Origin of the sequence: Bacillus thuringiensis (assembly GCF_001182785.1) — a bacterium.
Lineage (GTDB): Bacteria > Bacillota > Bacilli > Bacillales > Bacillaceae_G > Bacillus_A > Bacillus_A thuringiensis_S.
The window spans coordinates 1789292-1811160 of sequence record NZ_CP012099.1; the positions used below are offsets into that span (position 1 = coordinate 1789292).

Genomic DNA, 21869 nt, shown 5'->3' on the forward strand with positions numbered 1-21869 from the left:
TTACAAGAAAGGGTGTAGAATGGGTATCTAAAGAAAGAAGGTGTGAAAATGGCCAGCTGGAAACGGAATTTAATGATTTGTTGGCTAGGTTGTTTTACCACTGCAGCCGGTATGAGTTTAGTAATTCCTTTCTTATCTTTTTATATTGAGGAATTAGGAGTAACTGGCACTTCAAGCATTGCACAGTGGTCGGGACTTGCATTTGGTGTAACATTTTTAATGGGTGCGATCGTATCGCCAATATGGGGAAAGCTTGGTGATATACATGGACGGAAATTGATGCTTATTCGTGCTAGCCTCGGTATGGCGATTATTATGACGCTTATGGGGTTTGTAACGGATGTGTATCAACTAGTCGCACTAAGATTTTTAATGGGAGCAGTATCTGGTTTCCTTTCAACAGCGATGACATTTATTGCAGCAGAAACTCCGAAAGAACATTCAGGTTGGGCGATTTCCACAATTTCAACTGGTGGTGTGAGCGGTTCGTTACTTGGCCCGTTACTTGGAGGTTATTTGTCTGAGTTAATTGGAATGCGTCATGTCTTTCTTGTTACAGGAGCTTTTTTATTCCTTTCCTTTCTCATCGTTTTTTTCTTCCTGCATGAAGAAAATCACTCTGCTCAAGCAAAAAAAACACAGCCGAAAAAAGTATGGACGATGGTCCCAGCGAAGCATTTAATTATTAGTTTATTTGTAACAACATTTATTATTCAACTTGCTAATATGTCAGTTCAACCCATTGTTACATTGTACGTGAAAAATTTAGTAGGTCCTCATACTGCACATATTGAAACAATTGCGGGAGCAGTTATGTCAGCGACAGGATTAGCAGTTATTTTGGCAGCACCAAGACTAGGAAGATTATCAGATCATATCGGTCCTCAAAAAACGTTAGTTGTAGCGTTATTTGCAGCAGGAATTATTTTTATCCCGCAAGCATTTGTAACCTCAGCTTGGCAACTATTAATTCTTCGATTTTTATTAGGTATCGCCCAAGCAGGATTATTGCCTTCCGTACAAACTCTACTAAAACAACATACACCAACCCATGTTACGGGACGAATATTTGGATATAATCAGTCGTTTCAGTTTTTAGGAAATATGATTGGTCCAGTGCTCGGGGGACAAATTGCAGCGCATGCAGGCTTCCAATATGTTTTCCTCTCTACATCATCACTATTATTTATTGCGTGTATTTGGGTTTATTTTCATAATAAGAACAAAGAAGTATCAGAGACACAACGTTTGGAAGTTAGTTAACTAAGTGAATGAAAAAGAAAAAGGATGAAGCAACATGTGCTTCATCCTTTTTCTTTAAAATCGAAGACAGAGATAACTTAATGTACCAAGCTCATAACTACGGTGAATGACTTCACCGCTATTCTCGCCACTTCCCATTGCAATAAACAAAGGAACAAAATGCTCTGCTCTTGGTACTGCTAATTGTGCATGAGGAGCATTATTCTCCCAATTAAACAATGCATCTTTATCGTTATTCTGTATATGTTTAATAATCCAATCATCAAATTCAATTGCCCATTTTTCAGGAGTAGTTTGATTCCATTTCAGTGCTCGTAAATTATGAACGGTAACGCCACTACCGATTACTAAAATATCTTCTTGTCCGAGTCCTTTAAGTGCTTCTCCAATTTCAAATTGTTCTTTTGCAGAAAGGAATGGATTTACTGATATTTGCACGACAGGAATATTTGCTTCTGGATACATGCGGTGCAGGAGTGTCCATGAACCATGATCTAAACCTCTCGTCATATTATGATGGACTGGAATACCTTTGTTTCTAAATTTTGTTTCTAACATAGATGCAATGCTAGAAGAGCCTTTCGCACGATATTTGATTTCGTATAACTCAGGGGGGAAACCTCCAAAATCATAAATTGTTTCATACTCGTTATCTGATGAGGAAATCGTTAATACTTCACTTTCCCAGTGAGCAGTGAAAATAACAATTGCTTTCGGTTTATATGTTTCTCCAAGTGTTTTTAAAAATCGTGTATAGTCTGTATCTTGAATAGCGAGCATAGGTGAACCATGTGCTAAAAATAGTGATGGCATCATAATAGTAGAAACCTCCTAAAAATTATATAATTACTTTATGTAAGTAACTATATAATTTTATTTTTGATTCGTCAAGAGATTAGTTTGAAAGCAAGTCTGAAAAATACATCATTTGTCATAATGAAAGCAATTACATATAATATAAAATAAGAAAAGTGAATGGATATTCATTTTTCTTAAAGGTATACATAATAAATTTGGGGGCTGACGAAATGAATGTACAGGAAAGTTTCGTTACGGCATTGGATGGATCGGAAATTTATTTGCGTAAATGGTTACCAGAAGGAGATCCGAGAGGAATTATTCAAATTGCACATGGCATGACAGAGCATGCAGGGGTGTATACAGAATTTGTAGATGCTTTATTGGAAGCAGGGTATGGTGTTTATGCGCATGATCATAAAGGACATGGGAAAACAGTAAAAAAAGAAGAAGATTATGGTCATTTTGAACCAAATATAGGGTGGAATCAAGTTGTATCGGATGTTATCTTTGTTTCAGAAAGGATAAAAGAAGAGCAGTCAAGTCCTTTGTTTTTACTTGGACATAGTATGGGTTCTTTTTTATCAAGACGTGCTGTACAACTTAGGGGTGAACTATACGATGGATTTCTGATTTCAGGAACAGGTGGAAATCCAGGGCTTTTAGGAGCTATTGGTCATAAAGTAGCAACAATCGAAATGAAATTGCGCGGGGCAAAAACGAAAAGTCCAATGTTAAACTTTTTATCTTTCGGAAACTTCAATTCGAACTTTAAGCCAAATCGTACAAAATTTGATTGGTTATCTTCAGATAATAATCAAGTTGATAAATATATTGCGGATCCGTTATGTGGTTTCATTTGTACGACGAGTTTTTACCGAGAATTATTTTCTGGAGTATTAGAAGTAAATAAACTAGAAGAATACAAGAAGACGCCAAAGAATCTTCCAATACATATATTCTCTGGTGATCGTGATCCTGTTGGCGATATGGGGAAAGGTGTAAAAGAAGTATATGAAAACTATAAAAAATGTGGTGTGAAAGACGTGACACTACGTTTATATGAAAATGGTAGACATGAAATGTTTCATGAAGTAAATAAGGATGAAGTATTTAAAGATTTAATTTCGTGGTTAGATGCGCATAATAAATGAGAAAGATAATCCCAAACTGTTTGTAGTTTGGGATTATTTATTATACAGAAATAGGGGCAATAAATTCTTAAATTCACTTTACTTAATAAAAAATAAATCTTATTCTATATAATTAAACAGATAGCAAGCTCTGTGTAAGTAAGGAGATGAATGTATGAGATTTGGAATTATCGGTCCATCAGAAGATGAAATTACGCCTTTTATTGAAGAAATGTCTAATAAGGAAATAACGAATCTTGCGATGTTAACATTTCACAGTGGGAAATATGAGAATGTAGAAGTTGTTGCCTTATATTGTGGTGTATGTAAAGTTAATGCAGCTATTGCAACTCAAATATTAATCGATAAATTCAATGTAACGCATATTATTGTCACAGGTGTTGCAGGAGCAATCGACAAAGTATTGAAAATTGGAGATACAGTAATTTCAACAGAAATAGCATATCATGATGTTGATGAAGGGATATTAACTGAATATCATCCTTGGATGGAAAGTGTATATTTTAGAACGGATAGAAACCTGCTTGAATTAAGCAGAGAAGTGGTTGAGAACAATCAATTCGCTCAAAATGTTTATTTTGGAAAAGTTGTTACTGGAGAAGCGTTTATTAGTGAGAGTGGTCGTACAGAAATAATCTCTAAATACAATCCACTTTGTGTAGATATGGAAACTGCAAGTATAGCCCACGTCTGCTATGCAAATACGATTCCGTTTTTAGCAGTGAGATCAATAACAGATACAGAAGAAGCGTCTGGCATAGAAGTGTTCGAAGATAATTGTGTATCTGCTTCGCATAATTCAATTTATTTTGTTAAAAAGTTACTAGAGTCTTTAAAAAAATAAAGAAATATTGTATGAGAGGAAACCTCACTTTTCTGAAGTGAGGTTTTTTGTAGTAACGAAGTAATTGTGAATAAAACTAATTTTAAAAGTAACTTAAAATCAAACTTTTTATAAAGCAACAGATGCCTGTTCATAATAGTAGTATAATAGTGAATGAGGTGTTAATAGAATGGAAGATAGAACGTTAGGTTTATTACTAGATGTTGTTGGTGAATTATTTTCAGATGAAATTTCAATTGCTGTTTCGAATACGAAAGAATATATTTACTACCGGCCAAGTAAACGAATTGATTTAAAGATTAGTGTCGGGGATCCTATAAAGGAAGGAACGATTGCTCATAAATCGATGGTGATGAATCAAAAAACATCTGAGTTTATTAATCGGGATGTTTTTGGTATTCCTTATCATGGAATGGCTGTACCATTTTCAAACAATGGAAAGCTTGAAGGGTGCGTAACGGCAATTTATCCAGCTTTAACGGATGGAAAGTCAGTCGTTACTTTAAAAACAACAGACGGCTGGATTCCGGTTCCTTTTTCAAAGGTTATGTATTTAGAGGCTAAAGATAAAAAGACGTATGTGAATTCAGAAGAGTTATCAGGAACACATAAATACTCTCTACAAGAATTCGAATACTTGCTTCCGAAAGATTCATTTATTAGATGTCACCGTTCGTTTATTGTAAATGTTAATCATATTAAAGCGATTTATCCTGATACCCATTCTACTTTTGTACTTTCGATGGATAATGGTGAGAGGGTACCAGTTAGTCAATCATACGCTAGTTATTTCCGTAAGCTTCTAGGATTCTAAATTTTTCTGCTTTAGAACCTAGATTTGCTGTTCTGTCTGAATTTTCGGCATTGTATACTAAAATCCCTATTTTGATAGTGTTAATGTGTAAAATAATTATGAATATTCAATGAGAGAGGGATTACATATGGAGAACAATTTAGATAGAATCAGAGATCAACGCCTAAAAGATCGGGTAGTTACACCTGAAGAAGCAGCTTCCTGGATTCAAAGTGGAATGACTTTAGGCTTAAGTGGGTTTACACGTGCAGGTGATGTGAAAGCAGTCCCATTTGCGCTTGTAAACCGAGTTAAGAATGATGAATCTTTTAACGTAAATGTTTATACTGGGGCTTCTTTAGGCTCGGATGTAGACAAATTATTTGCTGAGGCAGGAATTTTAGGGAAACGATTGCCTTTCCAAGCTGATGCGACAATGCGAAAAGGAATTAATAACGGAGACTTTTTATTTGTAGATCAGCACTTATCTCATACAGCAGAGTTACTTCGTGCTGACGTTCTAGATATAGATTTCGCTATTTTGGAAGCGGTTGCGATTACAGAGGACGGAATGATTATTCCAACCACTTCAATTGGAAATTCCTTAGCGTTTTCCTTAAATGCTAAGTCTATTATTATTGAAATGAATATGGCTCAATCCGCGCAATTAGAGGGGCTACATGATCTATATGAACCAGGTAAACAAGGGGAGAGGCTTCCAATTCCGCTTGTGAAAACAGATGACCGAATTGGAACAATCGGTATTCCAATTGATCCTGAAAAAGTAAAGGGAATTGTGTTTACGAATCAATTGGATTCGCCATCGACAATTGTTCCTCCGGATGAAGAAACTGTTATTATGGCACAGCATTTAATAGAATTCCTTCGAGAAGAAGTCAAAGTAGGCCGATTAACAAATCGTTTAGCGCCGTTACAATCAGGAATTGGTTCAGTGGCTAACGCCGTATTGCATGGAATGTTAGATTCAGAATTTGAAGATTTAGAAGTATATTCCGAGGTTTTACAAGATGCAGTTTTTGATCTTATGGATGCTGGAAAAGTCAATTTTGCTTCTTGTTGTTCTATCACGCTTTCTGAAGAGAAAATGCAACAAGTATTTTCTAACTTTGAAAAATATCGTGACAAATTAATGATGCGTCCACAAGAGATTTCCAATCATCCTGAAATTATTCGTCGCCTTGGATTAATCTCAATTAATACTGCATTAGAATTAGATATATATGGTAATGTTAACTCTACTCACGTTTTAGGTACAAAAATGATGAATGGTATTGGTGGGTCTGGCGATTTTGCAAGAAATGCCCGCCTAGCTATCTTTGTTACTAAATCGATTGCGAAAGGTGGTAACATTTCAAGTATCGTTCCTTTCGTTTCTCATGTAGACCATACTGAACATGATGTAGATGTTATCGTCACTGAACAGGGATATGCCGACTTAAGGGGACTTGCGCCAAGAGAAAGAGTGGAACTTATTATTGAGAATTGCGCACATCCAATGTATCGTGAACAGCTACGAGCTTATTACGAAGAAGCAAAAATAAGAGGTGGACAAACTCCTCATATTTTAGAAAAAGCTTTTTCTTGGCATACGAACTATGCTGAAAATGGAACAATGCTTGAAGCGGTAGTAGAAACTGTATAGGTTTGTATCGTACGAAATAGTAAAACGAATGAGTGAGCTTGAAGATTAAATTTTAGAAAAAGAGAACGCCAACTTTTAGGGATGGCGTTCTTTTTCTTTAAAAAATTTGTTAAAAATCGTACTGATTATAATAAAGAATTATAAAAGTAAGCTCTAATTTATGAAAATAAAAGGTTTTTTGAAGTGCTTTCCGAATCAATTTAGTAGTTTACATATTGAAAGTGAGGAAAAAGAATCATGAAGATAAGAGAAGCATTATTAAGTGAAGCAAATGAATTAAGTGAACTCGCACTACATTCAAAAGCAACGTGGAATTATAGTGAAGAATTCATACTTGCTTGTAAGGAAGATTTAACAATTACAGAAGAATACATAAAAAATAATTTTGTATATGTTTTAGAAAACGATAATGCGAAGATTTGTTTTTTCTCATTTTTACGTAATGATAAAGCTCTCGATTTCTTGTACATTCATCCTGATTACAAAGGAAAAGGTTACGGGAAAATACTTTGGGAGTATGTAATAGAAAAAGCCAATGAGCTAGGATTAAAAAGTTTTACAATTGATAGTGATCCGAATGCAAAAGGATATTACTTGAAAATGGGAGCACAGTTAATAGGAGAGATACCATCAACTGTCTTTAAGGGTCGTTTACTGCCTCTTTTGAAATATGATGTGTAAAACTATTAATAGTAGGGGAAGATTAGAATGGATGATGTAAAGGAAAAAAGAATATATGAAGCACTAATAAAATCGTGGTCAATTGAAACAAGTTCAAAGTGGACAATTGAAAATCCAGCAAAGGGACAATGTGGTGTTACAGCTCTTGTCGTTCAAGACATATACGGAGGAGAAATTAAAAAGACAAAAGTAAGAGAGGTATGGCACTTTTATAACTTTATAGATGGGCAGAGATTTGATTTTACAGAGACTCAATTCAATGGGAAATTGAATTATATGGATGAAAAGTCAAATCGGGAAGAAGCATTTGCAGATACAAATGAAAAGCAATATAACATTTTGAAGGAAAAAATAACGAAAGAATTCAAATTATCTTTTGACTCTTAATCTTTAATAAGTTACTATAATGGTGGTAACTTATTAAAGGGAACTTCATAGAGTTGAAAGGGGAAATACTTTTGAAAACAACTTATGTAAACGCTACAATTGTAACGATGAATGAACAAAATGAAGTGATAGAAAATGGATATATCATTGTAGAGAATGATCAAATTATAGATGTAAAGAGCGGAGAATTCGCTAATGATTTTGAAGTAGATGAAGTAATTGACATGAAAGGAAAGTGGGTTTTACCAGGGCTTGTAAATACACATACACACGTTGTAATGAGTCTTCTAAGAGGTATTGGAGATGATATGTTATTACAGCCATGGCTTGAGACGAGAATTTGGCCACTGGAAAGTCAATTTACTCCAGAGCTTGCGGTCGCTAGTACGGAATTAGGATTACTTGAAATGGTGAAAAGTGGTACAACATCATTCTCTGACATGTTTAATCCAATTGGAGTAGATCAAGACGCAATTATGGAAACGGTATCAAGGAGCGGGATGCGAGCTGCTGTTTCAAGAACTTTATTTAGCTTCGGAACGAAAGACGATGAAAAGAAAGCGATTGAAGAAGCTGAGAAATATGTGAAGCGTTATTATAAAGAAAGTGGCATGTTAACTACGATGGTTGCACCACATAGTCCATATACATGTAGTACAGAATTGTTAGAAGAGTGTGCTCGTATTGCAGTAGAGAATCAAACAATGGTTCATATCCACCTTTCTGAAACAGAGCGTGAAGTACGTGATATTGAAGCACAGTACGGAAAACGTCCAGTAGAATATGCAGCGAGCTGCGGATTGTTTAAACGCCCAACAGTTATTGCACACGGTGTAGTATTAAATGATGATGAGCGTGCATTTTTAGCAGAACATGACGTTCGAGTAGCTCATAATCCGAATAGTAATTTAAAACTAGGTTCTGGTATAGCGAATGTAAAAGCGATGCTAGAAGCCGGAATAAAAGTAGGGATTGCAACAGATAGTGTTGCGTCTAACAATAATTTAGACATGTTTGAAGAACTGCGTATAGCAACTTTATTGCAAAAAGGTATACACCAAGATGCAACAGCATTACCAGTTGAAACAGCTCTTTCTCTTGCGACAAAAGGAGCTGCGGAAGTAATCGGGATGAAACAAACAGGGTCACTAGAAGCTGGTAAGTGTGCTGATTTTATTACGATTGACCCGTCTAATAAGCCGCATTTACAACCAGCGGATGAAGTGTTATCACACCTTGTATATGCTGCTAGTGGAAAAGATATAAGCGATGTAATTATTAACGGAAAACGTGTCGTTTGGAATGGCGAATGTAAAACGTTAGATGAAGAGCGTATTATATTTGAAGCAAGTCGTTATAAACGAGGTTTACAAAGATAACTTTTTTAGGCTGTGGAGAGAATCTTCTCCACAGCCTATTTCTAATTTGTAAACCTCACTATATTTTTTAAAACTTTGCAACAGAAGTGATAATGCTAACACTACCCAAAAAATTAGATGTTGACGCTAGTTTTAGAGTACATTGATAGTTAGGACATGTATTTATTTTTGGTTTTTAATAAACTTATTGTATTATTGTGTATTAAATGAACTATTAAGGAGATTAAAGGTAAAGCAGCTCCAATGAGTAAAGTTACTTCACTATTAAATTTATAGTAAGTATAACTTCCAATCCATGAACCAAAGGCTCCTCCCAAAAAGAAAATAGTCATATATAATCCATTAAGTCTGTTTCTTATCTCGGGATTCAAACCAAAGATAATTTTTTGACCTAATAATAAATTTCCTGCTACACCAATATCAATGCAGATACCTGAGATAAGAATTAAAATTATGCTAAATAGTGAATGATCTTGAACAAAGAATAATAGTACGATCGATAATAGTACGAGTGCCATTGATACATTAGTCATTGTAAAAATATAACCTTTATCTGCTATTTTACCAATAGTAGGAGTTAATAAAGCTCCAGCAATTGCAACAAAGCCAAATAATGCAATTTCATTATTTGAAAAATGTAATGGCTCTGATCTTAATAAAATTGGAATAGCTGTCCAATAAAGGCTAAATGCAGCAAATAAACATGCGTGATAAAAAGCTCTTTGTTGTAAAGGAGAAGTATTTATTAGTAGCTTTACCATAGAAGTTATTAAATTTGGATATGTCATGTTACTAGTTGAGATAACTTCATAGTTGGGTAAAAATTTTAGAATTAACAGTAATACGGTAACTAGGGTTATTAATGAAAAAAGAAATACCATTCTCCAGCCAAACCACTCTGTTATTCCGATAGATAATGGGCGAGCAATCATAATCCCAATCAATAAACCACTCATCACTTTACCCACATATTTACCTGCCTCTTCAATTGGCACGATTCTCATTGTTAGTGGAACTAACATTTGAGCTGCACAGGCCCCAATGCCAATTATAGTTGTTAATAGTAAAAAAATAATTCCGTTTGTCGAAATTAGCGTACCAATTAATGAAAAAATAGTTAGCCCGATAAGAATTCCTATTATTTTCTTACTTTTCAATAAGTCAGCGATCGGTACGATAAAAAATAACCCCAATCCATACCCAATTTGTGTCAAAGTAGTGAGCAATCCAGATAAATCAGAAGAAATGTTCAGATCTTTTGCAATGAATTGTACAATTGGTTGTGCATAATAAATATTTGCAGCAAGTGAACCACAACTAATTGCTAAAATAAATATTAGAAAATTTGTCTTTTTAGTCAATTTTATCATTCCTTTCTTTTTGGAACGTTCATTCCGAAATCATTAAAAAAGAAAGACTATAGGTCTGCAATAGTCTTATCTACTAGATGATAGGCTGAATTTTTCTCTTTTTTATATTTAGACATTACATTCAAACTATGATTTAAACTTAATAAAGAATATGCAACTAATTCAGTATCAACCTCTTGTGAAATTTCTCCTTTCTTTTTTCCTTCTTCGATAACTTGCTTAAATACTTTTTCAAGTTCATTAAAATCATTTATGAGTATTTCTTCTATGGCAGGGTCAATTTGTCCAATAAGCAGTGAAGAATTAGTTATCATACAACCTTTTGGAATCTCACCTGAATAACATTTTTCAATATGTTGATAAAAAAAGGATTTAAGTGATGCTTTTGTGTTTATACCACTAAAAAGTAAATTTCTCTTTTGAGAACCATAATTTTTATAATGTTCCAAAACTAGTTTAAATAGTGCATCCTTATCTCCAAAGCTATCGTAGAGAGTAGATCGACTTATACCCATCGTTTCAATAAGATCTGATATATATGTAGCATCATAACCTTTTTCCCAGAATAAATGCATAGCTTTATTTAACGCGTGTTCTTTGTTAAAACTAATACTTCTACCCAATTTATAACACCTCCATTCATGTAACTTAGTATAAATATTCCGGAACGATAAGTCCAGAATATTCGTCTTAATTTCCGAAAGTTTCGTAAAATATCCGTAAATGTTAATTTGGTATTGTGGTATTTAGATGCTATAAAATAGAAAGTATGTATTGAAACGACAATTAAATTCGATTTTATTGAGGAAAAGTTAAGCTCCTATTAGTTTATATGTTTTTTTCGTTAAAAATCGAAAAGATTCCAAGGTAATCCATATCCTTTTAAAAGGATAGTTTTTTTCTTGAACGAATAAATATTCAAAAGAATGTCGCGTCTTTCTGTTAGTATTTCTGCTATAATATATTACGCTTTATAATATTTTATATTTAAGGAGAACAACTCATGAAGCGAAAAAAGAGTCATTTAATGGTAATGGCACTTGTTACATCTTTATTATTAACAGCTTGTAATAATAAAGCGGATAAAAGTGACACAGAGGTTAAAAAACAAGTGTTAAATGTAACAGTATCAGAAGAAATTCCTTCTCTGGACACTGTGAAAACAACAGATGGTACATCAGCACACATTATGCAGAATATATTTGAAGGGTTATATGTATTAAACGATCAAGATCAGCCTACTCCAGCCATAGCAAAATCGTTTAAAAGAAGTGAAGATGGTAAGAAATATACATTTGACTTGCGTAAAGATGCAAAATGGTCAAATGGGGATAATGTAACAGCAAATGATTTTATATTTGCTTGGAAACGTGCAATTAACCCTGAAACAGCCTCTCAATATGCGTCCATGCTCTTTTATGTAAAAAATGCGAAAGAGATCAATAAGGGAACAATGCCTCTTGATGCACTTGGGGTTAAAGCGATAAATAATTATACGTTAGAAGTTGAACTCGAACAGTCAATTCCGTATTTTTTACAGTTGTTAGCACTACCTATATACTTACCACAGCATGAATCATTTTTGAAAGAACAAGGAAACAATTATGCATTGGAACCTAGTAATCTCATATATAACGGTCCATTTGTATTAGAAAAATGGAAGCATGAACAAGAGTTTCAATTAAAGAAGAATGCTACATATTGGGATCGAAAGAAAGTGAAATTAGACGAAATAAACTTTCATATCGTAAAGGATACAATGACAGCTGTAAATTTATATGAAGCCGGAGATTTAGATCGAGTACCTATTAATTCGCAAGTTGTAGACAAGTATAAAGGGAATAAGGAATTACATATGTCGAGTGATCCTGGAATTGCTATGCTTCGTTTTAATGAAAAAAATAACGCGTTAGCAAATAAAAAGGTGCGTCAATCTATTTCATTAGCGTTAAATAAAGATGATTTCGTTGCTCACTTTATTAATAACGGAGCAAAACCTGCAAGTGGACTTGTACCAGTTGGTCATGTAAATGAAGTGACTGGTAAAGATTTTAGAAAAGAAAATGGAGATATTTCCTCATATGATTTGCAAAATGCGAAAAAACTTTGGGAAGAAGCGAAAAAAGAGCTTGGGGTAGAACAAGTAAACCTAGGGTTCTTAACGTTCGAACAAGATAACGCAATACGTATGGCAGAATATATAAAAGGTGATTTAGAGAAGAATTTGCAAGGGTTAACGATACAAATTAAACAACAGCCATTTAAGCAAAAATTACAGTTAGAACAAATAGGTGATTACGATATAACTATGGCAAATTGGGGACCTGACTATAAAGACCCAATTAGTTATTTAGAGTTATTTACGACAGGGAATCCGAATAATAAAATGAATTATTCTAATGTTCGTTACGATGAATTAATAAAGAAAGCGAAAACGGATTTTGTACTAGATACGGAAAAACGATGGGAAGCGTTGCGAGAAGCCGAGCAGGTATTATTAGAAGATGCTGCGGTGGCGCCGCTTTATCATATTGGCTCAGCATATGTACAAAAGGATTATGTAAAAGGAATTGAAAAGCATCAATTTGGTGGTATTTATACTTATAAGAATGCTTATATTGCTAATGAATAAATACAAAAAACCTTACTTTTTAAAAGTAAGGTTTTTTACACATAAATTCTATTAAACTGATTTTAATAAAGCGTAAAAATTCGTATCATATGGGATATCATCTTGATACATATAATTTTTTAGAACGCCTTCTTTTTCAAAACCTAATTTTAATAGTACTTTATTGGAAGCTTCATTTTCAAGAAATACAATTGCTCCAATCCGCTTTAAATGAATCGTATGGAAACCGTATGATATAACCTCAGAAACAGCTTCAGTCGCATATCCTTTTCCCCAGTGTTCAGGCAAAAAGGCATAACTTATATTGGCTCGTTTATGCTCAGAAGACCAATCGTGAAAACCAATGGTACCGATGAGTTCTTTCTTGTCTTTTAATTCGATCCCCCATTTTATACCGCTTCTTGCATTGTAACTCAACTTAAAGTTATGAATGATTTGTTTCACTTGATCAACATCTTGTAACGGTTTTTGACCATAATAGCGCAGTACATTAGTATTAGAAAAGCATTGTAGTATACGTGGTGCATCTTCTTCGGTAAGTTCTCTTAAAATAAGTCTTTCAGTTTTTAATAAAGGAAACATATTTTCGCTCCTTTTCACATGAAAATAGAATGTATTTGTTATTATATAATTTAATCTGAAAATAAAGATTATTCAAGGTGTAATGGTAGATTTGATTTATGATAAACTTAGATGTGGAATATATTTCAAAAAAGAGGTTTGGAAATGGAAAAAAATTCGATATTAATTGTAGATGACGATAAAGATATTATTCAATTTATTAATGTGAATTTAAAACAAGAAGGTTTTAAAGTTTTTAGTGCTCATAACGGAGAAGAGGCTTTAGAAATAATAAATAATAACAGTATTCAACTTGCTATTTTGGATATTATGATGCCTCAAATGGATGGTATAGAACTTTGTAGAAGGATTAGAGAGAAACATAGTTTACCAATTATGTTTTTAAGCGCGAAATCATCGGATGTAGATAAGGTAATTGGATTTAGTACTGGGGCAGATGATTATATTGTGAAGCCGTTCAGTACAATTGAATTTATAGCAAGAGTGAAAGCCCAATTAAGAAGGTATACATATTTCAATCAAAATGCTCCCCAAGTAATGGAAAAGAAAATAAACATTAGAGGTTTAGAAATAGATGAAGTGTCGAGAACAGTAATGTTATATGGAGAAACAATGAATCTTACGAAAACTGAATATGAAATTTTACACTTAATGGCAGTTGCAAGGAACCGTGTGTTCACGATTGAAGAAATATATGAGAGCGTTTGGAACGAAAGAGCCTATGAAAGTAATAATACAGTAATGGTTCATATTGCAAGATTGAGAAATAAAATTGAAGAGAATCCAAAAGAACCGAAGTTTATACAAAATGTTTGGGGAGTCGGATATAAAATTGAAGATTAGATTTTTACAGGGTATTAGGGCGAAATTTTTTATTGCTTTCATATGTAGCATCTTGTTAGCGACTGTAAGTATAATAGTGTTTCAAATTTTGGCTGGAAATATATATAGTCAGGTTAATGTTTTAGAGGAAAAATATTCATTTTTATATTTTATAGTTTTTTTGATTTTTACTACAACATACTTTGCGTTAATGACAAAAACGCTGATGAAAAGGTTGTCTCAAATTAACAAGAACGTGAAGGAAATAAGTGACGGTAATTTTGAAATACATATACCTATTTCGAAAAGCGATGAGATTGGTGAACTAGCGGCAAATGTTAATAGAATGGCGAAAAGCTTAAAAGAGTCTATTGAGAATGAAAAAAAATCACAGGAAATGAAAAATGAAATGATTAGTAATATTTCTCATGACTTACGAACGCCAGTAACATCTTTAATCGGTTATGCGGACCTGTTAGGAAATAAACTCCATTCGAATGGAGAAGAATGTGAACAGTATGTAAGTATATTAAAGCGAAAAAGTTATGAATTAAAACATCAAGTAGATGATTTATTAGAATACTGTCAAATAAATTATAGAGAGATTGAATTACATAAAGATGAAGTAGATATGAAAGCATTAATTGAACAAATCATGATTGACTTTGTACCACAATTAGATGATGCCAATATGAACTTTTATATTAAAAATGATGAAGTGCTACATGTAGAAGTTGATGTGACACTTATAGTGAGACTATTTGAAAATATAATAGGCAATAGTATTATGTACGGGAGAGATGGAAAGGAAATTGCAATTGAAATTTTCAATAAAACAATGAATGTTGAAGTAGAAATTAAAAATTTTGGACAATGCATTCCGAAAGAGGACCTTCCTTACATTTTTGAGAAGTTTTATCGTAGTGAAAAATCACGTAGTTCTCATACGGGCGGGAAAGGAATAGGACTTGCAATTTCAAAAAGTATAGCCGAGCTCCATCAAGGGGATATCACTGTACGTAGTAACGATAAAGAAACAGTTTTTACTGTGAAATTACCGCAGTATAAAAAAGTAAGAAAGTCGTAAGTATTTCTTTCATATGCTGTAATTTTTACTTTGTATCATTGAGGAAAAGGATATGAGAGTAGGGATGCGACATGTGGAAGAAATTTTTATTAGTAATTATAGTTTCTTTTTTAATTATAAGTTGGATCTTAGTTTATGTAGCTAATGATGTTACATCAGTTTTTGTTTGGTGGAGTATACAGGCTTTTAGTTTTATTTCAGTTTTCCTCTTGATAGGATCAGTAATAATATTTTTTTTGAAAGGCATTTTTAGAAAGCGGATAGATAGAACGCTATTTTTAATCATTCTGTTTTCTATCATTGGAGCTTGGCCTGTCGGTTGGTTTGCTAATATAGGTAGAATTGCTTACTCAGCAGATATACAATCTATGAGTCCTAAAGCAGTAGTTCGTTTTCCTTTGAATGAACGAGCATTAATAGGTTGGGGTGGTGATCGGTTAGAAACGAACTATCACGTTATAAAACCAAATGAAAGGTGGGCATATGATATTCTCATTCCACCTGCTGAAGTGAAAAGTAGTAAGTTAGAGGATTACGGAATATATGGAGCGAAAGTAATGGCACCAGCTTCTGGGACGGTTGTATCAATTAATAATAATGAACAAGATTTAGTTCCGGGATCGGATAATTTTCAGTCAATGGCTGGGAATCATATTTATTTACGACTAGATGAAACAGGCACATTTTTAATTCTTGCCCATTTAAAGAAAGGATCAATTAATGTGAGAGAAGGACAACGTGTAAATGAAGGAGAGTTTCTTGCTCAAGTCGGTAACTCAGGAAGTTCAAGTGAGCCGCATTTACATATTCATCATCAAAGGCAAGATCCGTCCAAGGTAAGTATGTTTTTTGCGGAAGGATTGCCACTTTACTTTCGAACTGAAAATGGTTTCATGATGCCGGAAAAAGGAGAATATATAAAAGGGAATTAGGGGGGAAGCGCTAATGTGGGAGAAGTATTATGTTGAAACTGATAGAGGGAGATTTGAGTATTTTCAAAAGGGTGAAGGAAAACCACTGTGTGTAACGCATTTATACAGTGAGTTTAATGGCAAGGGTAACTTATTTGCTTCGGCATTTACGAATCATTACACAGTGTATCTTATAAACTTAAGAGGGTGCGGAAACTCTACACATGACACCACTAAATATAATCTAGGAATGGTAGATGCAGTACGTGATTTAGAGGCGATACGTAAAGCATTAAATATTGAAGATTGGACGTATGCAGGTCATTCGACTGGTGGAATGCTTGCTTTACAGTATGCGATAATGTGTCCGGAGAAGCTTGTGAAAATTATAGCTGGCGGATTATGTGCATCAGCTGAGTATATAAATCACAAAAATAGTATTTATTGTAGAGATAATAATCAAAATGCTCGTTTAAGAGAAATATTTGCAGTACTTAGGGACACGGCTTCTACAATTGATGAGAGGCGTGCCGTAAACAAAGAATGGACAATGATGTCTTTATATAATGAATCAGCTTATGATGAAATGATTACTAGACCGAACAGCGGTAAAACAGTTTCAAAACGTCTTGATTATTTTTCTTATAAGGAGTTACCTACATTTGATGTGCGTTTACAATTAGAGAATGTAAATATACAAGCCCGTATTTACGCTGGAATTTATGATGCACAGTGTCCTCATGAATTTGCAGTAGAAGTAGCCGAACTTATGCCAAATGCAATAATGTCGACATTTGAATACAGTAATCATTTTCCATTTATTGAGGAGGAAGAAGAGTTTGAAAAATTTGTTGAAAGCACGGTGTGACATGTGAATAGATGATGAAAATTTATAATTCAAAAGAGAAGGCTGTCTCCAAATAATCTTGGGACAGCCTTCTTTTTTCATTACCCTACAAATGTTTGATACAATAAGAAAATATTTAAAATGATAACAAGTGCAGCAATGATCCAAGCGATAAAGGTTGTTATGCGGTGATTAACGAGCGCACCCATAATTTTTTTATTGCTTGTAAACATAATAAGTGGTACTAATGCAAAAGCAATACCGAATGATAAGACGACTTGGCTCATGACTAGAGCGTAAGTTGGATTTACACCTAAAGCGATAATTACTAGTGGTGGAATCATTGTAATAAATCGGCGTAAGTATAACGGAATATGCATTCGAATGAAACCTTGCATAATAATATCACCTGACATTGTACCGACAGAAGAGCTAGATAGTCCTGCTGATAAGAGCCCAATTCCAAATAACGCAGCTGATACAGGACCGACTAAGTTACTAAACTGAGTGTATGCCACATCTAAATCTTCAACGTGCATACCATTTTTAAAGAATAGTGCAGCAGCAACAATTAACATACTCGCATTAATTGCTCCAGCGATAACCATTGCGATAATGATATCAATAAATTCGAAACGGAAAATCTTTTTCTTTTGTTCATCAGTTGTTCCAACCACGCGGCGTTGTGTTAATGCAGAATGCAAGTATATTGCATGCGGCATAACTGTTGCACCTAAAATCCCTGCTGCAAGTAATATACTGTCTACACCTTGGAATTTTGGAATAAATAGTCCTGAAAGAAGGGGACTTAATTCTGGTTTTGCATAAAAAACTTGAATCCCAAAAGCGATTACTACAATGAAAATCATTCCTGTAATAATAGCTTCTAGTGGACGAAATCCTCTACGTTGAAATTCAAGGATAATAAATGATCCGGCTGCTGTAATTAAAGCGGCAGGTAGCATCGGGATTCCAAATAGTAAGTAAAGCCCCAATGCAGCTCCAATAAATTCCGCTAAATCTGTAGCCATAATAACTAGTTCACCTTGTATCCATAAGCCGATAGACACAGGCTTTGGAAAGTTTTCACGAGCTATTTCGGGTAAATTGTTTCCTGTAGCAATTCCTAATTTAGCTGATAAAGTTTGGATTAATACAGCCATTAAGTTAGAAGCGAGTATAACCCATAATAGTAAATATCCATATTGTGAACCAGCTGCGATATTTGTAGCAAAGTTGCCAGGATCAATATAAGCAACGGACGCGATAAAAGCGGGTCCTAAAAATGGTAACAGTCTTTTCCAACCTTTTGTTTCTCCACTTAAAGCTAAGTGGGCTGATTGTACAGTTGTACTTTCAGAAGGGAGATGTTCATCTTTTGTTATATCTTTATTCATAGTAGTTTTCCCCTTTAAAATGTTAACTTGATGAAATTATTGTATTTATTCTTACTCATTATTTCAATACATTTAAATATGTTATGTGATAATTTCATTTGAACACGAAAGTTTCCTTAATGCAAATTATATGCCTTTATGCAATGGATGGTGTGATAATGTAAAATGAATTGGGAGTTTATGGTGTGATGACATGGGGAAACATAGTGAATTAAAGGGCTGTTTTTGAAATTTATGTGAACATAAAGCCGATAATACAGCATATTAATTGATGGAATTGCAATTGTATGATATATAATATATTGGGATTACAACATAACCATAGTGTTATGATGTGTAATCTTGTTTTTTATTTTTGTTAACTGATAGAAAATAGTATAAAGAAAAGAAAATGGGATTCATTTTCTTATTATATATGTTTTGATATGAACGTTAACTTATACATGATTTTAAAAATTAGATAGGTGGTAGAAATACATTGGCAACTACAAAACCATACAGAGTATTACTATATTACATGTACACAACAATTGAAAACCCAGAAGAATTTGCTGCAGAGCATTTAGAATTTTGTAATTCACTTGAATTAAAAGGAAGAATTCTTGTAGCAAAAGAAGGTATTAACGGAACTTGTTCTGGAACTGTAGAGCAAACAGAGAAATACATGGAAGCAATGAATAATGATCCACGTTTTGATGGTATCGTATTTAAAATAGATGAAGAAGAAGGGCATGCATTCAAGAAAATGCACGTACGTCCTCGTCCAGAGTTAGTTACACTTCGTCTAGAAGATGACATTAACCCACACGAAATAACTGGGAAGTATTTAGAGCCAAAAGATTTTTATGAGGCAATGAAACAAGAAGATACAGTTATCATTGATGCACGAAATGATTATGAGTTTGATTTAGGACACTTCAAAGGTGCGATTAAACCTGATATTGAATCATTCCGTGAATTACCAGATTGGATTAGAGAAAACAAAGAAACACTTGAAGGTAAAAAGATTTTAACGTACTGTACAGGTGGAATTCGTTGTGAGAAATTCTCAGGTTGGTTAGTTCGTGAAGGTTATGAAGATGTAAGTCAGCTTCACGGCGGAATTGTAACGTACGGAAAAGATCCAGAAGTACAAGGTGAGCTTTGGGATGGACAATGTTACGTGTTTGATGAGCGTATCGCTGTGCCAGTAAACCAAAAAGAACATGTTATCGTTGGTAAAGATCACTTTACAGGTGAACCTTGTGAGCGCTATGTAAACTGTTCAAATCCAGAATGTAATAAGAAAATTTTATGTTCGGAAGAAAACGAAGCGAAACATTTACGTGCATGCTCTCATGAATGTCGTGTAAGCCCACGTAACCGCTATGTAATACAACATGAATTAACTGAAGAACAAGTAGCTGCTGCATTAGAGAAAATCGAAGCAGGGAAGTAAGCTGAATTCGTATAATAAAAAGGGTACTCCAAGTTTTATTTTGGAGCACCCTTTTTTTATTATACAGTCCTGTCATTTGTCGTTTTTTGTCGGTAAGTCGATATATTTAAAAAAATCGCTGATATATTTTGAGTTGCGCTGATATAATCGGAAAATCGCTGATAAAAATTTCATTTACTGCAGCATACCATGTATTTGAAAATAACCTTCTTTAATTTTTATCCTCTTTTTCTTTTACAGCAGACAGTACCGTTTGTTTTACCCAAGCTTTTCTTTGTTTATGCTGTAGACCCCATTGATATAAACTTTGGGCTCCTAAAATAAGTGAAATGACAATGCCGCTAATCGCAATTAATAGAGCGAAAAATTCAAGAGGTGAAGATATTTTGTTTGAATCGGTGTTTCTTAAAAGGTCGATCATAGTAAACCCTAACATTTGGCCCACTACAGAGTAGAGCGTTAAAATTAATAATAAAAGGCTATCTTTTTTAGAGGCGACATTTTCTTGATATTTAAACAAACTATCAAGATTTTGTTTCGCGTTCGAGTATAAAACCTCAATATTAAAAAGTTTTCTTAAGCGGAAGAAAATATCTTCACTTTGTGATTGGGATACTAATTCTAAAGAAAAATAATTAGCAGTGAACGAATTGATCGAATAAATTAATTTCTCTATTTCATTAGTATCTTGTTCAATATTTAGCTCAGCATAGGCGTTTGCCATTTTTAATAAAACAATTTTATGGAATAGGTTTAATAATAAAGCGTAATAAAATTCCCCGTACATTTGACTAGCAAGTTTAGAGATTTCGCGTTCTCCTTCATTTGTTACACATGTAAAAATATGTTCTTCCATTATGAAATAACGATTTGGAGCCCATCTCTGATAAGCATGTTTTTTTAAATATTCATGAATGTAAGGAAGGTTATTTGCGCTTACATATGGTTTACCATCACTTGTTAATCCGGAAAGACTGGAAGTACGATAAACATCCACTTCATTAAGTTCCATACCTTCTTTTAGTGACAATAAAGTTTGAACGTACATTCTTTGGTCTTCAAAGAAAGGGAAGGTTTGAAAGTATGAACTTCTTAATCTCTTCTTTTCAAAGAAATCAGTTACGCCATGAAATAAATAACCAAAAATGAATTTTTCAACTTGGGAATACTTTTTTCCGTTACATTCAATACAAATAGACTCATTTGTATCAGTTTTAGTTTCAAGTACACGGAAGCGAGCAGCGAATTCGATTGCTTCAGATAAAGTCATATTTGGAGCAGTGTTTACTTTTGTTCGAATTGTTAAGAAGCCAAGTTCATAAGGACAAAGTGTTACATCAATAGAGTGTATCTTGAATGGAATTGAAATAAGGTTTGTTGTTAAATGTCCAGTTAAGTTAAGATCCTTTGAATAACGTTGCAAGCCCTTTTGATGCTCTGAGTGAGGAAAGAGAATTTTATTTGTAAATGAAAGATAGTATGCTTCCATATTTTGATGTGAAACTTTAAACTCCCCATAATATGTATTTTCATCATCGAGATGATCGAGCCGAAAAGGACGAAAATCGTTTTTTTGTAAGAAAGGGAACATATCTTGTTCATATCCAGCTTTAAACGAAAACGGGAATATAAATTGAAATATAGCTGTTGCTACACCTTTTTCCTCAATTGCTTGTATTGCCTCCATCTACATTGTTTCCTTTCCATATATGCTATAGAAACAACATGCCCAAATTTATTTGAAAATAACCACTGTTTTATACTTGTTTAAGAGTGAAAATTCAGCTTATTTAGCAGGGAACATGTATAATGTTATGTATA

20 protein-coding genes are annotated in these 21869 nt (G+C 33.7%); 14 read left to right on the forward strand and 6 right to left on the reverse strand.

The features are described 5' to 3' along the window. The first annotated feature begins 48 nt into the window (after positions 1-48). Positions 49-1263, forward strand: a complete 1215-nt coding sequence (locus AC241_RS09425) for a multidrug efflux MFS transporter (RefSeq protein ID WP_050843247.1) — start codon at positions 49-51, stop codon at positions 1261-1263. A 54-nt stretch (positions 1264-1317) separates the two neighbouring features. Here AC241_RS09425 and AC241_RS09430 read toward each other — a convergent pair whose 3' ends face one another. Then, positions 1318-2079 carry a DODA-type extradiol aromatic ring-opening family dioxygenase gene (locus AC241_RS09430; RefSeq protein ID WP_050843250.1) on the reverse strand — a complete coding sequence of 254 codons (762 nt, stop codon included), beginning with the start codon at positions 2077-2079 and terminating at the stop codon, positions 1318-1320. Between the two features lie 212 nt (positions 2080-2291). Between AC241_RS09430 and AC241_RS09435 the strand changes: the two genes are divergently transcribed. From AC241_RS09435 to AC241_RS09465, 7 genes are all read left to right on the forward strand, one after another. Continuing rightward, positions 2292-3215 carry an alpha/beta hydrolase gene (locus AC241_RS09435; RefSeq protein ID WP_001102583.1) on the forward strand — a complete coding sequence of 308 codons (924 nt, stop codon included), beginning with the start codon at positions 2292-2294 and terminating at the stop codon, positions 3213-3215. A 154-nt stretch (positions 3216-3369) separates the two neighbouring features. Next, entirely contained in the window at positions 3370-4059 is a 690-nt protein-coding gene (locus AC241_RS09440; RefSeq protein WP_016082075.1) for a 5'-methylthioadenosine/adenosylhomocysteine nucleosidase, read from the forward strand. Positions 4060-4228: 169 nt separating this feature from the next. Next, positions 4229-4873, forward strand: coding sequence for a LytTR family DNA-binding domain-containing protein (locus tag AC241_RS09445; RefSeq protein WP_029441983.1), 645 nt, complete (start codon positions 4229-4231; stop codon positions 4871-4873). A 127-nt stretch (positions 4874-5000) separates the two neighbouring features. Next, positions 5001-6515: a succinyl-CoA:acetate CoA-transferase ScpC gene (locus AC241_RS09450; RefSeq protein WP_050843252.1), complete on the forward strand. Its 1515-nt coding sequence runs from the start codon at positions 5001-5003 to the stop codon at positions 6513-6515. Between the two features lie 237 nt (positions 6516-6752). Beyond that, positions 6753-7196 carry a GNAT family N-acetyltransferase gene (locus AC241_RS09455; protein ID WP_050843254.1) on the forward strand — a complete coding sequence of 148 codons (444 nt, stop codon included), beginning with the start codon at positions 6753-6755 and terminating at the stop codon, positions 7194-7196. 27 nt (positions 7197-7223) lie between these two features. Next, a complete protein-coding gene (locus AC241_RS09460; protein ID WP_048565312.1) occupies positions 7224-7583 on the forward strand; it encodes a YunG family protein in 360 nt (119 codons plus the stop codon). Positions 7584-7636: 53 nt separating this feature from the next. Then, a complete protein-coding gene (locus tag AC241_RS09465; protein WP_141541720.1) occupies positions 7637-8962 on the forward strand; it encodes a bifunctional S-methyl-5'-thioadenosine deaminase/S-adenosylhomocysteine deaminase in 1326 nt (441 codons plus the stop codon). A 149-nt stretch (positions 8963-9111) separates the two neighbouring features. Here the strand turns inward: AC241_RS09465 and AC241_RS09470 are convergent, their stop codons facing one another. Both AC241_RS09470 and AC241_RS09475 read right to left on the reverse strand, forming a co-directional pair. Then, the gene (locus tag AC241_RS09470; RefSeq protein ID WP_080681733.1) at positions 9112-10332 is read right to left on the reverse strand and encodes an MFS transporter; all 1221 of its coding nucleotides are present in this window, start codon (positions 10330-10332) and stop codon (positions 9112-9114) included. A gap of 47 nt (positions 10333-10379) precedes the next feature. Next, positions 10380-10955: a TetR/AcrR family transcriptional regulator gene (locus AC241_RS09475; protein ID WP_000533752.1), complete on the reverse strand. Its 576-nt coding sequence runs from the start codon at positions 10953-10955 to the stop codon at positions 10380-10382. Positions 10956-11335: 380 nt separating this feature from the next. On the opposite strand from AC241_RS09475, the gene AC241_RS09480 reads away from it, so the two are divergent. Then, on the forward strand, positions 11336-12964 hold the full coding sequence (locus AC241_RS09480; RefSeq protein WP_050843256.1) for a peptide ABC transporter substrate-binding protein: 1629 nt from the start codon (positions 11336-11338) through the stop codon (positions 12962-12964). Positions 12965-13015: 51 nt separating this feature from the next. Here AC241_RS09480 and AC241_RS09485 read toward each other — a convergent pair whose 3' ends face one another. Beyond that, positions 13016-13546, reverse strand: a complete 531-nt coding sequence (locus AC241_RS09485; RefSeq protein ID WP_000484225.1) for a GNAT family N-acetyltransferase — start codon at positions 13544-13546, stop codon at positions 13016-13018. 144 nt (positions 13547-13690) lie between these two features. Here AC241_RS09485 and AC241_RS09490 point away from each other — a divergent pair, with 144 nt between their 5' ends. From AC241_RS09490 to AC241_RS09505, 4 genes are all read left to right on the forward strand, one after another. Further along, complete coding sequence (locus tag AC241_RS09490) at positions 13691-14389, forward strand: response regulator transcription factor (RefSeq protein ID WP_016082070.1); 699 nt, start codon at positions 13691-13693, stop codon at positions 14387-14389. Further along, entirely contained in the window at positions 14355-15455 is a 1101-nt protein-coding gene (locus AC241_RS09495) for a sensor histidine kinase (RefSeq protein ID WP_173927838.1), read from the forward strand. The genes AC241_RS09490 and AC241_RS09495 overlap by 35 nt, the downstream gene beginning before the upstream one ends. Positions 15456-15526: 71 nt before the next feature. Next, positions 15527-16387, forward strand: a complete 861-nt coding sequence (locus tag AC241_RS09500; protein ID WP_050843258.1) for a M23 family metallopeptidase — start codon at positions 15527-15529, stop codon at positions 16385-16387. 13 nt (positions 16388-16400) lie between these two features. Further along, positions 16401-17234, forward strand: a complete 834-nt coding sequence (locus AC241_RS09505; protein ID WP_000263707.1) for an alpha/beta fold hydrolase — start codon at positions 16401-16403, stop codon at positions 17232-17234. An 80-nt stretch (positions 17235-17314) separates the two neighbouring features. On the opposite strand, the gene AC241_RS09510 is transcribed toward AC241_RS09505, so the two are convergent. Next, complete coding sequence (locus tag AC241_RS09510; protein ID WP_029441990.1) at positions 17315-18610, reverse strand: Nramp family divalent metal transporter; 1296 nt, start codon at positions 18608-18610, stop codon at positions 17315-17317. Positions 18611-19088: 478 nt separating this feature from the next. Between AC241_RS09510 and trhO the strand changes: the two genes are divergently transcribed. Next, positions 19089-20048 (forward strand): oxygen-dependent tRNA uridine(34) hydroxylase TrhO, encoded by a 960-nt coding sequence (gene trhO, locus AC241_RS09515; RefSeq protein WP_029441991.1) that lies wholly within the window; start codon positions 19089-19091, stop codon positions 20046-20048. Between the two features lie 211 nt (positions 20049-20259). Here trhO and AC241_RS09520 read toward each other — a convergent pair whose 3' ends face one another. After that, positions 20260-21735 (reverse strand): hypothetical protein, encoded by a 1476-nt coding sequence (locus tag AC241_RS09520; protein ID WP_029441992.1) that lies wholly within the window; start codon positions 21733-21735, stop codon positions 20260-20262. Positions 21736-21869: the final 134 nt, after the last annotated feature.